Origin of the sequence: Pseudomonas sp. P135 (assembly GCF_020312125.1) — a bacterium.
GTDB lineage: Bacteria > Pseudomonadota > Gammaproteobacteria > Pseudomonadales > Pseudomonadaceae > Aquipseudomonas > Aquipseudomonas fragariae.
In genome coordinates, this window is the sequence record NZ_JAGPYR010000016.1 from 102,951 (window position 1) to 115,805 (window position 12,855).

At 59.7% G+C, this 12,855-nt stretch carries 13 protein-coding genes; 6 read left to right on the forward strand and 7 right to left on the reverse strand.

Annotated elements, in window-relative coordinates:
* Position 1: 1 nt before the first annotated feature.
* From KBY08_RS20890 to pabB, 3 genes are all read left to right on the forward strand, one after another.
* Complete coding sequence (locus tag KBY08_RS20890) at positions 2-1,537, forward strand: inactive transglutaminase family protein (protein WP_011267423.1); 1,536 nt, start codon at positions 2-4, stop codon at positions 1,535-1,537.
* A complete protein-coding gene (locus KBY08_RS20895) occupies positions 1,537-2,514 on the forward strand; it encodes an alpha-L-glutamate ligase-like protein (protein WP_177410966.1) in 978 nt (325 codons plus the stop codon). Before KBY08_RS20890 ends, KBY08_RS20895 begins: the two co-directional genes overlap by 1 nt.
* A gap of 75 nt (positions 2,515-2,589) precedes the next feature.
* The gene (gene pabB / locus KBY08_RS20900) at positions 2,590-3,933 is read left to right on the forward strand and encodes an aminodeoxychorismate synthase component I (protein ID WP_024660134.1); all 1,344 of its coding nucleotides are present in this window, start codon (positions 2,590-2,592) and stop codon (positions 3,931-3,933) included.
* Positions 3,934-4,067: 134 nt separating this feature from the next.
* Here pabB and thrH read toward each other — a convergent pair whose 3' ends face one another.
* Positions 4,068-4,685: a bifunctional phosphoserine phosphatase/homoserine phosphotransferase ThrH gene (gene thrH / locus KBY08_RS20905; RefSeq protein ID WP_024640703.1), complete on the reverse strand. Its 618-nt coding sequence runs from the start codon at positions 4,683-4,685 to the stop codon at positions 4,068-4,070.
* 139 nt (positions 4,686-4,824) lie between these two features.
* Between thrH and KBY08_RS20910 the strand changes: the two genes are divergently transcribed.
* Entirely contained in the window at positions 4,825-5,559 is a 735-nt protein-coding gene (locus tag KBY08_RS20910) for a phosphoadenylyl-sulfate reductase (protein WP_011267420.1), read from the forward strand.
* Between the two features lie 111 nt (positions 5,560-5,670).
* On the opposite strand, the gene cysB is transcribed toward KBY08_RS20910, so the two are convergent.
* The 4 genes from cysB to KBY08_RS20930 form a co-directional block, all read right to left on the reverse strand.
* Positions 5,671-6,645: an HTH-type transcriptional regulator CysB gene (cysB, locus tag KBY08_RS20915; RefSeq protein WP_003406770.1), complete on the reverse strand. Its 975-nt coding sequence runs from the start codon at positions 6,643-6,645 to the stop codon at positions 5,671-5,673.
* Positions 6,646-6,795: 150 nt separating this feature from the next.
* Positions 6,796-7,290 (reverse strand): universal stress protein, encoded by a 495-nt coding sequence (locus KBY08_RS20920; RefSeq protein ID WP_003406771.1) that lies wholly within the window; start codon positions 7,288-7,290, stop codon positions 6,796-6,798.
* Between the two features lie 76 nt (positions 7,291-7,366).
* Positions 7,367-8,287, reverse strand: coding sequence for a 5'-nucleotidase (locus KBY08_RS20925; protein ID WP_024661137.1), 921 nt, complete (start codon positions 8,285-8,287; stop codon positions 7,367-7,369).
* 3 nt (positions 8,288-8,290) lie between these two features.
* Positions 8,291-9,262, reverse strand: a complete 972-nt coding sequence (locus tag KBY08_RS20930; protein WP_024661138.1) for a putative 2-dehydropantoate 2-reductase — start codon at positions 9,260-9,262, stop codon at positions 8,291-8,293.
* 233 nt (positions 9,263-9,495) lie between these two features.
* On the opposite strand from KBY08_RS20930, the gene KBY08_RS20935 reads away from it, so the two are divergent.
* On the forward strand, positions 9,496-10,572 hold the full coding sequence (locus KBY08_RS20935; protein ID WP_003406774.1) for a 3-deoxy-7-phosphoheptulonate synthase: 1,077 nt from the start codon (positions 9,496-9,498) through the stop codon (positions 10,570-10,572).
* Positions 10,573-10,658: 86 nt separating this feature from the next.
* Here KBY08_RS20935 and KBY08_RS20940 read toward each other — a convergent pair whose 3' ends face one another.
* The gene (locus KBY08_RS20940; protein ID WP_003315710.1) at positions 10,659-10,946 is read right to left on the reverse strand and encodes a GNAT family N-acetyltransferase; all 288 of its coding nucleotides are present in this window, start codon (positions 10,944-10,946) and stop codon (positions 10,659-10,661) included.
* 461 nt (positions 10,947-11,407) lie between these two features.
* On the opposite strand from KBY08_RS20940, the gene KBY08_RS20945 reads away from it, so the two are divergent.
* Entirely contained in the window at positions 11,408-11,659 is a 252-nt protein-coding gene (locus KBY08_RS20945; RefSeq protein ID WP_003347084.1) for an Lpp/OprI family alanine-zipper lipoprotein, read from the forward strand.
* A 186-nt stretch (positions 11,660-11,845) separates the two neighbouring features.
* Here the strand turns inward: KBY08_RS20945 and KBY08_RS20950 are convergent, their stop codons facing one another.
* Positions 11,846-12,811, reverse strand: a complete 966-nt coding sequence (locus tag KBY08_RS20950; protein WP_003423665.1) for a L,D-transpeptidase family protein — start codon at positions 12,809-12,811, stop codon at positions 11,846-11,848.
* Positions 12,812-12,855 lie beyond the last annotated feature (44 nt).

Below are 12,855 nucleotides of genomic sequence, written 5' to 3' on the forward strand. Positions count from 1 at the left end.
CATGCGCTCTCTTACACTCCATCTGAAGATCCTGATCACTGCCCTGGTGACTCTCGGCATCGCGATCACGGCCTATCAGATACTGGCGCTCGGCATACCCGTCAGCGAAGACGAAACCGATGATCTGTGGAACATCGACGCCAAAGTCGAATTCGTCGCCAATCCCAAGGATTCGGTGAAGGTGCAGATGTTCGTGCCGCCGCTGGCCCACGACTACATCAGCCTCAATGAAAGCTTCATCTCGAACAATTACGGCGTCAGCGTCAACCGCGCCGACGGCAACCGCAAGGTCACCTGGTCGGCCCGTCGCGCCACCGGCAACCAGACCCTGTACTACCGACTGGTGCTGACCAAGCGCTACAGCGGTGAAAAACCCAAGGTCAAAGGGCCTATCTTTCGCGACAGCATGACCGTCGAAGGCCCGGAAAAGGTCGCAGCCGAAGCGTTGCTGGCACCCATTCGCCAGCATTCGGCGGACGTTGAGACCTTCATCACCGAGGCCATCAAGCGCGTCAACAACCTGAATGACGATAACGTCAAACTGCTGCTGGCCGGTGATAACTCGGCGTCCAACAAGGCCCGGGTCACCGAGCTGCTGCTGTCGATCGCCCACGTACCGCTGGAAAAAGCCCACACCATTCGCCTGGATGCCGAGCAGCAGACACCGGAACTCTGGCTGCGCAGCTTCAACGGCAAGGAATGGCTGTACTTCAATCCCGACACCGGCGAAGCCGGCCTGCCGGACGATCGCCTGCTCTGGTGGACCGGCGAGGAAGGCCTGGTCAGCGTCGAAGGCGGCAAGAAGGTGCAAGTCACGTTCAGCCTCAACAACAGTGAAATGAACGCCATGCGTCTCGCCAAACTGACCGACGCCAGCACCGATTCGGACTTCCTGGCCTATTCGCTGTACGGCTTGCCACTGCAAACCCAGCAGACCTTCATGATCATGGTCATGATCCCGATTGGCGTGCTGGTCATCCTGATCCTGCGCAACCTGATCGGCCTGCAGACCCTGGGCACCTTCACCCCGGTGCTGATTGCGCTGGCATTCCGTGAAACACAATTGGGCTTCGGCATCGCCCTGTTTACCGTGATCACCGCGCTGGGCCTGTCACTGCGCTCGTATCTGGAGCACCTGAAACTGCAAATGCTGCCGCGCCTGTCGGTGGTACTGACCTTCGTCGTGGTGCTGATCGCAGCCATCAGCCTGTTCAGCCACAAGCTCGGGCTGGAACGCGGCCTGTCGGTTGCGCTATTCCCGATGGTGATTCTGACCATGACCATCGAACGCCTGTCGATCACCTGGGAAGAGCGTGGCGGCAGCCATGCCATGAAGGTCGCCATCGGTACGCTGTTCGCCGCGTCGCTGGCGCACCTGATCATGAGCGTGCCGGAACTGACCTATTTCGTCTTCACCTTCCCGGCAGTGCTGCTGGTACTGGTCGGCTTTATGCTGGCGATGGGCAGATACCGTGGCTACCGGCTGACCGAACTGGTGCGCTTCAAGGCATTCCTGAAAGAGGAAAAGGCCAAGTGATCGGCTGGTGGAAAACCTGGAAGGCGCTCGAAGCCCACGGCATCATGGGCATCAATCGACGTAACGCCGACTACGTGCTCAAGTACAACAAGCGCAGCCTCTATCCGATCGTCGATGACAAGATCATCACCAAGGAGCGGGCCATCGCCGCAGGCATTCATGTGCCGGAGATGTACGGCGTGATTTCCACGGAAAAGGAAATCGACAGGCTCGACGAGATCATCGGCGCGCACAGCGACTTCGTGATCAAACCCGCACAGGGCGCAGGCGGCGATGGCATTCTGGTGATCGCCGACCGTTTCGAGGAGCGCTTCCGCACCGTCTCGGGACGCATCATCAGCCACTCGGAAATCGAGCATCAGGTGTCCAGCATCCTCACCGGCCTTTATTCACTGGGTGGCCACCGCGACCGCGCGCTGATCGAGTACCGGGTCGTGCCGGACCCGATCTTCAAAAGCATCAGCTACGAAGGCGTACCGGACATCCGCATCATCGTGCTGATGGGTTATCCGGTGATGGCCATGCTGCGCTTGCCTACCCGGCAATCAGGCGGCAAGGCCAACCTGCACCAGGGCGCCATCGGCGTGGGTGTGGACCTGGCCACCGGCGTTACCCTGCAAGGCACCTGGCTGAACAACATCATCAGCAAGCACCCGGACACCACCCACTCGGTGGATGGCGTGCAGCTGCCTAACTGGGACGGTTTCATGAAGCTTGCCGCCGAGTGCTACGAGTTGTGCGGCCTCGGCTACATCGGCGTCGACATGGTGCTGGATCAGGACAAAGGCCCGCTGATTCTGGAGCTCAACGCCCGTCCCGGCCTGAACATTCAGATCGCCAACGACAGTGGCCTGACCCATCGCACTCAGGCCGTCGAGGCGCGTCTGGAACAACTGGCTCTCGAAGGACGCCAGGAATCGGCGCAGGAGCGGGTCGACTTTGTTCAGGACCTGTTCGGTCATGTGCCCGGCGTCTGAACCGACATACCGCTAGGACTGCCGCATCGGCAAGGCTACAATCGCCAGCCGCGTTTCCAAGGCCGATATTCGACGATGCCGATCTGCTCGATACACCCCCTGCCCTACAGCGCCGACCCGATCGCGTTCTTCGCGCGAATCCGCGAAGCGCCGGGTGCGGTGCTGCTCGATAGCGGCAGGCCGGCAGCCGTGCGGGGCCGACATGACCTGCTCAGTGCATGGCCGTTGCAGGAACTGACCGTCGCCGATGGTGAGAACGGAGCGACCTATCTCCAGCGCTTGCGCGACAGTCTCAAGGCCCTCGGCCCAGCACAGCTGCCTGACGGGTGCGAGCTGCCCTTCGCTGGCGGCCTGATCGGTTATCTGAGCTATGAGTTTGGTCGACGCCTGGAGCCTTTGCCGGATCAGGCCATTGATGACCTGCAACTGCCCGAGGCCCGTCTGGGGCTCTACGCCTGGGCGCTGATCAGTGATCATCAGGAGCAGACCAGCCAGCTGATTTTTCACCCGTCCCTGGCCGCAAGCGAACGCGAACGGCTGATTGAGCTGTTCTCTGTCGATATCCCTGAGCCGCACACGGAGTTCCGTCTCAGCCAGCCGTTTCAGGCCAGTATCAGCGCGGATAACTATCGCCAGGCGTTCGAACGAATTCAGGCCTACATCCAGGCCGGTGACTGCTACCAGGTCAACTTTGCACAACGCTTTCAGGCGCAGTGCGTCGGTGACCCATGGGCCGCCTATCGTGCGCTGCGAGCGGCTTGTCCGACGCCATTCGCCGGCTACCTGAGCCTGCCGGGGGCCGATGCAATGCTGAGTCTTTCTCCCGAGCGCTTTGTGCGGGTCAGCACCCGGCAGGTCGAAACCCGCCCGATCAAAGGCACACGGCCGCGTAGCGCGGACCCGGCGCAGGATGCCGCCTTGGCCGCCGAACTGCTGGCCAGCGAGAAGGACCGCGCAGAGAACCTGATGATCGTCGACCTGCTGCGCAACGACCTGGGCCGCAGCTGCCGCATCGGCTCGGTGAAAGTCCCAGAGCTGTTCAGCCTCGAAAGCTACCCCAACGTGCACCATCTGGTGAGCAGCGTGACCGGGGAGCTGGCCGCCGGCAACGATGCACTGGACCTGATCGGCGGCAGCTTTCCTGGCGGATCCATCACGGGCGCGCCGAAGATCCGCGCCATGCAGATCATCGACGAACTGGAGCCGACCCGCCGCAGCCTGTATTGCGGCTCTCTGATATATCTGGACGTGCGTGGCGAAATGGACAGCTCGATCGCCATCCGCAGCCTGCTGGTCAAGGACGGACAGATTTCCTGCTGGGGCGGTGGCGGCATCGTCGCCGACTCGGACTGCGAGGCGGAATATCAGGAAACCTTCACCAAAGTCCGTGTACTGCTGGAGACGCTTGAAGCACTCTGAACCGCTCTGCGTCGCAAAGAGGACGCAGAGCGTCCAGAACGGCATACCGACGCAGAGCGTCGGCACGATAGCCAGATCATTTCGTGACGCTCTGCGTCACCTGTCTCCAGTCGCGCGCAACCGAGGCTTTGCCCTCAAAGCATCAAATCCCGATTCGAGGCCTTGATGAACTCCTTTTTCAGGTCATCGAAAGTATGCACCGCCGGAAACTGCGGGAATTCGCGGATCACGTTGTCGGGGGCGTGGAACAGGATACCGGCGTCGGCCTCGCCCAGCATGGTCGTGTCGTTGTACGAATCACCGGCAGCGATGATCCGGTAATACAGGCTCTTGAAGGCCAGCACCGACTGACGCTTGGGATCTTTCTGACGCAACTGGTAACCGATCACCCGGTCGGTCTCGTCAGTGATCAAGCGATGACACAGCAGGGTCGGAAAACCCAATTGTCGCATCAGTGGCTGAGAGAACTCGTAGAACGTGTCCGAAAGAATCACTACCTGAAACCGCTCGCGCAGCCAGTTGACGAACTCCACGGCGCCCTCCAGCGGCTTGAGAGTACCGATCACTTCCTGAATATCCGCCAGTTTCAGACCGTGTTCATCAAGAATCCGCAGGCGTTGCTTCATCAGCACGTCGTAATCGGGAATGTCCCGAGTGGTGGCACGCAGCGATTCGATGCCGGTTTTCTCGGCAAAGGCGATCCAGATTTCCGGGACTAGCACACCCTCCAGGTCCAGGCAGGCAATTTCCACAGCACACTCCTCAAACCATTCATTCTCGACGCAAGTGCCACTCTAGCCGCTGGCAACGGCCACTGAACAGCGGATTTTGTTACCATTGCCGCCATCACGAGCGCTTAAGCGCCACTCTTGCATTTTAGGAAGCCGCCTGATGAGCCAACCTTTCGACGTCGCTGAACTGGCGACGACCTATGCGACCAAATCTGCACAAGACATTCTGAAACTGGCCTTCGAGCACTTCGGCGACGACCTGTGGATCTCTTTCAGCGGTGCCGAGGACGTGGTTCTGGTCGACATGGCCTGGAAGCTGAACAAGAACGTCAAGGTCTTCAGCCTGGATACAGGGCGCCTGCATGCGCAAACCTATCGCTTCATCGAGCAGGTCCGCGAGCACTACAAGATCGAGATCGAGATCGTTTCGCCCGATCACAGCAAGCTTGAACCTTTCGTCAAGGAAAAGGGCCTGTTCAGCTTTTACCGGGACGGCCATGGCGAATGCTGCGGCATCCGCAAGATCGAGCCACTGCGTCGCAAACTGTCTGGCGTCAGCGCCTGGGCAACCGGCCAGCGCCGTGATCAGAGCCCCGGCACCCGCAGCGCCGTTGCTGCAGTGGAAATCGACAGCGCTTTTTCGACAGCCGAGCGCACGCTGTACAAATTCAACCCGTTGGCACAAATGAGCAGCGAGGAAATCTGGGGCTACATCCGCATGCTGGAGCTGCCCTACAACAGCCTGCACGAGCGCGGCTTCATCAGCATCGGCTGCGAACCCTGCACCCGCCCGGTATTGCCGAACCAGCACGAGCGCGAAGGTCGCTGGTGGTGGGAAGAAGCCACGCAGAAGGAATGCGGGCTGCATGCGGGCAATCTGATAGTGCGCGACTAATGTCGCGAGCGGCAAGCTTCAAGCTTCAAGCTTCAAGTCAAAGCGCGTAGGGCTCTGGCTTGTAGCTTGTAGCTTGTAGCTTGTAGCTTGTCTTGTAGCTCAAAACTGCCTCTAATGCACCGGCAGCTCGACATTGGCAAACAGCTCTTCCATTTCCTGCTTGTTATGGCACTGAATCGCCTTGGCCATGACTTCGCGGGTCAGGTGCGGCGCGAATTTCTCGATGAAATCGCACATGAAGCCCCGCAGGAAAGTGCCGCGACGGAAAGCGATTTTTGTAACGCTGGACTCGAACAGATCACTGGCATCGAGCACCACCAGGTCGCTGTCCACTTCCTCGTCTACCGCCATTCTCGCCACGATACCCACACCCAGATTCAGCCTGACGTAGGTCTTGATCACGTCGGCGTCCGCCGCCGTAAACACCACCTTGGGCACCAGCCCGCGATGGCTGAACGCCTCATCCAGCTTGGAACGACCGGTGAAACCGAAGACGTAAGTCACGATCGGGTATTCGGCCAGCAGTTCCAGGGTCAGCTTGGGTGCCTTGGTCAACGGGTGGCCCTGTGGCACGACAACGCAACGGTTCCAGCGATAGCACGGCATCATCACCAGATCGCTGAACTGCTCGAGCGCCTCGGTGGCGATAGCGAAATCGACCGTCCCGTCAGCGGCCATTTCGGCGATCTGCATCGGTGAGCCCTGGTGCATGTGCAGCGCAACATCAGGGTATTGCTTGATGAAGTTGCTGATCACCGACGGCAAGGCATAGCGCGCCTGGGTGTGGGTGGTGGCGATCGACAGCGTGCCCTTCTTCTCGTTGGAGAACTCCTGGGCAATCTGCTTGATGCTCTCGACCTTGCGCAGGATCTCGCCCGCTGTCGTGATGATGCGCTCGCCTGCAGGTGTCACACGCGTCAGGTGCTTGCCGCTGCGGGCGAAAACCTCGACGCCCAGTTCATCTTCAAGCAGACGGATCTGCTTGCTGATGCCGGGCTGGGAGGTGTAAAGGCTCTGGGCCGTCGCGGAAACGTTGAGGTCGTGGTGCGCCACTTCCCAAATGTAGCGCAGTTGTTGGAGCTTCATATGTATCCCTCAAAGCAGATAAACCCTATGGGTATCGGCGACGGTATATAACTGGATTAATGGTGAGACGAATAATTCTAGAACTTTTTATCACCTTTGTAAGGTGATCGCACGCTCGATTTCATTAAAACCACCAATTGGACCTTTCCCCTACCCCCGCACCTTTTTCAACATCATCGGAACCATGTAGACCGGCACAGCGGAAAACTGCAGAACCCTGGCAGCCGTCCGGCCTATGGAGGAGCCCTCTTCCATGCTGCGGCTGTGACTGCCGACCACAAGCAAATCCACATCCAGCTTGTGCGCCTGTTCGAGAATCACGCTGGCAGGCTCGCCCTGCACGACGCGCACCGTACGAATCAGGGAAAGGTCCGAGTGCCCTTCGCCCAACTCTTCACGAAACCCGTCGAGCATTCGTTGCTCTATTCCACTCAAAAATGCATTCACACCTTTGCCGCGAAGCTCTTTCAACGCTTCCTCGCCCAGGTAACTCTGCAGCACCGACTCGGCGAACAGGCCCAGAGGCTCGACGACATGGATGACGTACAGCTCGGCGTTGAACGTTCGAGCCAGCGCCAGCGCGTGCTGCGTTACATAAGGCGCGTACAGACCGAGGTCTGCGGCATACAGCATCGAACGAACCATACAACCTCCCGAACAACCCGAATGGCGGAGATTGACTCAGCGTAGCAGCGCATCATCGGCTGCGACGGCGGACTTCTCAGCCCCCGTCGGCAAGCGGCACTATTTCGTTGCTGATGCCGTGTGGAACGTGCCCCGTCGCCACTACATCACGCGCCTTCTCGCAGTGGCCGGGCTGATCGTCGAAGAACACATCGGCGGCGAACGCTTCAAGGAAGGCCGATTTCTGCAAACCACCGAGAAACAGCGACTCGTCCAGACGAATGTCCCATTCGCGCAAGGTGCGGATCACGCGCTCATGGGCAGGTGCCGAGCGAGCCGTGACCAGCGCGGTGCGAATCGGGCAGCTCGCGTCGGGAAACTCGCGCTGCAGTTGATTGAGTGCGGCGAGAAACGGCTTGAAAGGCCCGCCGCGCAACGGCTCGCGAGCCCACTCACGCTCGCTGGCCTGAAAGGCCGTCAGCCCGCCGCTCTGGTACACCCGCTCCGATTCGTCGGAAAACAATACCGCGTCGCCATCGAAGGCAATCCGCAACTCGGCACTGGCTGCACGCCGTGCGCCACCCGAAAGGATGGTCGCGGCCGCGAACCCGGCATCCAGGGCGCTGCGTACATCCTCGGCATGGGTGGAGAGAAACAGGTGGCAGCCAAACGCTGCGAGATACGGGTAAGGACTGCGCCCGCCGGCAAAGGCGGCGCGACTGATGTCGAGGCCGTAATGCTGAATCGAGTTGAAGACCCGCAGGCCGGTATCGGCACTGTTGCGCGATACCAGCACCACTTCGACGCGCGCCTTCTCCAGGCTGGCATTGAGGCTCAGCAGTTTTTCCACCAGCGGGAACGCATCGCCCTGCGCGAGAATTTCGTCCTCATGCTCGATCTGATACTTGCGGTAGGCCTCGACGCCATCGGCCATGTACACCTCATGACTGTCGCGCAGATCGAACAGTGCGCGCGATGAAATCGCCAGTACCAGCTTATGGTCTTCAGCTTCTGTCATGAATCACTCCTTGCTTGCCGGGCGGTTGCCCCGATCGATGAACGCCAGTGCCTGATAAAGCGCCCGCACGCGGGGCATGTCAAACCCGGCGGCAAGCGCCGCCGCAAGGGGCCGGGCATAAATGGCGTCCAGCTCCAGCGGGCGTCTTTCGGCCAGGTCGTGGTACATGCTGGGCCTGTAATCCGGCATGTTTTCGGTCACTGTAAACAGATACTGCGCGAAACCCGGCGGCAAGGTGTGCCCGCAGGCCTCGGCCCCCTGCACGACCTCGTCCATCAGCGCCCGGATCAAGGCCTGACTGTCGGGATCGGCCATCAATCGGCCGGTACTGGTCTGCAACAAGGCCGACAGCCCGTTATAGGGCACATTCCAGACCAGCTTCTGCCAGCGGGCCTGCTGCAGATTGGCCATGACCGGCGCGTCGATGCCGGCCGTCTTGAACAGGGCCGCGCAGGCTTCGACCACCGCCATGCGGCTCGCCTCATCGTCCGCCGGGCCGCTGTGATAGCCGACACTGACCGCACCGAAGGCTTCATGGGCGACGACGCCGGGCGCAACCCGGTTGACGCAGACGAAACACAGCCCGCCGAGTATGTGCAGGCTGTCGGGCAGGACGTTACGCAGTTGGTCTTCGACAGCCAGGCCGTTTTGCAACAGCAACACGCTGGCATTCGGCGCAGCCACCTGACGGATGATCGGACCGAGCGCGGCATTGCCGGTGCTCTTGGTGCCGACCAGCAGCCAGTCACAAGGCGGCATTTCAGCCGCCGAGCGATACGCCTGAACGGGCTTGAGGGACAGCTCGCCGTGCACGGCGCTTTTGACCTGCAAACCTTCGCGCGCCACCGTGTCAAACTCGCTGCGCAGCAGAAAATGCACATCGTATCCGGCACGCGCCAGCATCAGTCCGTAAAAGCCACCGATGGCACCCGTACCAATGATGCCGACGCGCGGACCACGGGAATCAACACTCATGACCTCTCCCTTGACTGTCTCGCTATTTGCGGCCGTACACTATCCGTCGCAGCGGATTGTCTTGCAATAAGGCAGCGCATCCCGGGCAACGACCTGGCCAATACCTCGTTTACTTATTGTCGAACAGCGCGATAACGCGCTAAGGTTCGGCTCCCCGCTGCGCTCAAACCAGCTGGACACCGCCGCACGGGGGACCGTTGGCGGCCAGTACCCGCGACCTGATGAGTAACACGATGGCTGATTTACCGATTGACGACCTCAACGTTGCCTCCAACGAGACTCTGATCACTCCGGATCAGCTCAAGCGCGACATCCCCCTGACCGATGCTGCCCTGCAGACCGTCAGCCAGGGCCGCGAAGTGATTCGCAACATTCTCGATGGCCATGACCACCGCCTGTTCATCGTGATCGGCCCGTGCTCGATCCACGACCTCAAGGCAGCCAAGGAGTACGCCGAGCGTCTCAAGGCGCTGGCGGCGGAAGTGTCTGACACGCTGTATCTGGTGATGCGCGTCTACTTCGAGAAGCCGCGCACCACGGTGGGCTGGAAAGGCCTGATCAACGACCCGTACCTGGATGACTCGTTCAAAATCCAGGATGGCCTGCACATCGGTCGCCAGTTGCTGCTGGATCTGGCCGAGATGGGTCTGCCCACCGCCACCGAAGCCCTGGACCCGATCTCCCCGCAGTATCTGCAGGACCTGATCAGCTGGTCGGCAATCGGCGCGCGCACCACAGAATCCCAGACTCACCGCGAGATGGCTTCGGGCCTGTCCTCGGCAGTCGGTTTCAAGAACGGTACCGACGGCGGCCTGACGGTTGCCATCAACGCCTTGCAATCGGTGTCGAGCCCGCATCGTTTCCTGGGTATCAACCAGGAAGGCGGCGTGTCGATCGTGACCACCAAAGGCAACGCCTACGGTCATGTGGTGCTGCGCGGCGGCAATGGCAAGCCCAACTATGACTCGGTCAGCGTCGCGCTCTGCGAACAGGCGCTGAACAAGTCCGGCATTCGCCCGAACATCATGGTCGACTGCAGCCACGCCAACTCCAACAAGGACCCGGCGCTGCAACCGCTGGTGATGGAAAACGTCGCCAACCAGATCCTGGAAGGCAACGAATCGATCATCGGCCTGATGGTCGAGAGCCATTTGAACTGGGGCTGCCAGGCGATTCCCAAGGACCTGTCGGAATTGCAGTACGGCGTGTCGATTACCGATGCCTGCATCGATTGGCAAAGCACTGAAAAGACCTTGCGCAGCATGCACGCGAAACTCAAGGATGTGCTGCCAGCTCGCAAGCGCAAGTAATTGCCTGACCGACTGCACTGCAATAACGAAAACGCCGAGCAAATGCTCGGCGTTTTTTTATGCTGACTGTCGGTAGCTACAGGTCGTCAGAGCTTGGCGGCCTGCGACTGCAGATCATGGAGCTCCATGTAGCGCTCGACATAAGAGCAGGACGGTATAACCGAATAGCCCATGCTGTCGGCATAATCGAGCGCCTCCTTGGTCAGCGCCGCAGCAATTCCGCGACCCCGCAAGGCGTCCGGTACAAAGGTCCGATAGAAGTCCAGGGTCTGCTTGCCTAGATCCATATAGGTCAGATAGGCACGGTGGCCGTCGATAATGATTTCGAAATGGTGGCCGACTTCGTCATGGTGGATGGACAACGCCTCGCTCATCGCTACTCCTCGCGGGTCTTGGAATTTGACCCCTACCTTACCGGTCTTTTTCAGGCGAAGGAACATCTACGCCACCCAGTGCCTGTTTTCGACACCGGTAGGGCACTGCCGATCTCGACGGACATCACACTGAGATAGTAGGCGCCATTAGCGACTATGCTCAAGCGCGCTCGATGTAAAAATACCCGAAAACGCTCATGTGCCGACCGACAGTCAATCAGGAATGGTCTTGCATGAACTGTCCGGAACGCTTCAGCACGGCAGGGGTCCGGTTAAAGTGGATAGTTTTTGTACAGAACGCTTGAGAAGTAACGCGGAACGCTTTCAAAGCGAGGAATTTTAGCAGCTTCTTGCGCCGGGTCCGTTTACTTACTACAAACAATGGGTACTATGTACGCCGGTCGTTTTCTCATTTTCGAGAGATGACTAATTTGAAAAAAAATTCCTTGAAGGTGAACACGATGAACAACGTTCTGAAATTCTCTGCTCTGGCTCTGGCCGCAGTTCTGGCTACCGGTTGCAGCAGCGTATCCAAAGAAACCGAAGCTCGTCTGACCGCTACCGAAGACGCAGCAGCTCGTTCGCAAGCACGTGCCGACGAAGCCTACCGCAAGGCTGACGAAGCTATGGCTGCTGCTCAAAAAGCTCAGCAAACTGCTGACGAAGCCAACGAGCGCGCTCTGCGCATGTTGGACAAAGCCAGCCGCAAGTAATAATCCCCCGGGATTATTGAAAGCCGACCCGGCAACGGGTCGGCTTTTTTTTGCCTGTTTTCTGGCTCGGTGATTGCCTGTGCAATAGCCTGAATGACTCCAGGAACAGGGCTAATACCCGATGACTCTCTTTTGACTATCGTGCCAACGCTCCGCATTGGCACGAGAGCAATTGCTGGCGACGATTTACTGAAAAATCACCGGCTCTTCAGCATTCGCAGGCGCTTTGCCCGGTTCTGCGATCTCCACCGGCATGCCGTCTTCGGCCGCGACCACATCACGTACCACGTCCCAGTTCATGCGCAGATTGTTGGCCAGGTCGTCACGCTTGAGCAGCGCGTTGATCACCGCCGTGTGCTTGTCGACCACCGACGGGTTGCCCAGGTCATCAACCGGCGTGTGCGCTTCCAGGTAAACCTTGCCGCCACTGATGCCGAACTTGTAGGGCTCGCTGATGATGCGCACGGTCGTACCGACCGGGGCCATGTCGGCCAGTTCCAGCACGTTATTGTTGTACATGCGGAAACAGCCGTGGCTGGTGCGCATGCCAATGCCGAACTTCTTGTTCGAGCCGTGGATCAGGTAGCCGGAAAGCCCCAGGCCGAATTTGAACGGCCCCAGCGGGTTGTCCGGACCGGCCGGCACCACGTCAGGCAGCGGATCGCCATCGGCCGCATGCTCGGCCTTGATCGAGGCCGGCGGTGTCCAGGTCGGGTTCGGCGTCTTGGCCGTCACCTTGGTCACGCCGATCGGCGACCCCCAGCCTTCACGACCGACACCCAGTGGATAGGTGTGCACGACATTCTGCCCCTTGGGGTAGTAATACATGCGGTACTCGGCAAGGTTGATGACGATCCCTTCGCGCGGACCCGGCGGCAGAATGAAGCGGGTCGGCAGCACGATGTCCTTGCCCGCCCCCGGCAACCAGGGATCGACGCCAGGGTTGGCAGCGATCATTTCCAGATAGCCCAGATCGTATTGGGTGCCCAGATCGGCGAAGGTGTCTTCGTATTTGGCCTTGATGACCTGCACCTGCCCCACGATGTCTTCGCCGGGCGGCGGCAACGGAAACTCCAGTGCATGGACAGAGCTCGCCGCGCACAGAGCAGCAAGCGACAGACAGCGGGTAACGGCTGGAATGCGCGACAACATCCGGGAGATCCTTCGGGTAACGACTAAAGAGATGGAAACAAGAA

Excerpts from the sequence above, each read along its gene's own strand:
- cysB (WP_003406770.1), bottom strand. The coding sequence starts at position 6,645 with ATGAAGCTCCAACAACTGCGCTACATTTGGGAAGTGGCGCACCACGAC.
- KBY08_RS20930 (WP_024661138.1), bottom strand. The coding sequence starts at position 9,262 with ATGAGTGTTGATTCCCGTGGTCCGCGCGTCGGCATCATTGGTACGGGT.
- KBY08_RS20890 (WP_011267423.1), top strand. The coding sequence starts at position 2 with ATGCGCTCTCTTACACTCCATCTGAAGATCCTGATCACTGCCCTGGTG.
- KBY08_RS20920 (WP_003406771.1), bottom strand. The coding sequence starts at position 7,290 with ATGGTTCGTTCGATGCTGTATGCCGCAGACCTCGGTCTGTACGCGCCT.
- KBY08_RS20935 (WP_003406774.1), top strand. The coding sequence starts at position 9,496 with ATGGCTGATTTACCGATTGACGACCTCAACGTTGCCTCCAACGAGACT.
- KBY08_RS20910 (WP_011267420.1), top strand. The coding sequence starts at position 4,825 with ATGAGCCAACCTTTCGACGTCGCTGAACTGGCGACGACCTATGCGACC.
- KBY08_RS20945 (WP_003347084.1), top strand. The coding sequence starts at position 11,408 with ATGAACAACGTTCTGAAATTCTCTGCTCTGGCTCTGGCCGCAGTTCTG.
- KBY08_RS20940 (WP_003315710.1), bottom strand. The coding sequence starts at position 10,946 with ATGAGCGAGGCGTTGTCCATCCACCATGACGAAGTCGGCCACCATTTC.
- pabB (WP_024660134.1), top strand. The coding sequence starts at position 2,590 with ATGCCGATCTGCTCGATACACCCCCTGCCCTACAGCGCCGACCCGATC.
- KBY08_RS20950 (WP_003423665.1), bottom strand. The coding sequence starts at position 12,811 with ATGTTGTCGCGCATTCCAGCCGTTACCCGCTGTCTGTCGCTTGCTGCT.
- KBY08_RS20925 (WP_024661137.1), bottom strand. The coding sequence starts at position 8,287 with ATGACAGAAGCTGAAGACCATAAGCTGGTACTGGCGATTTCATCGCGC.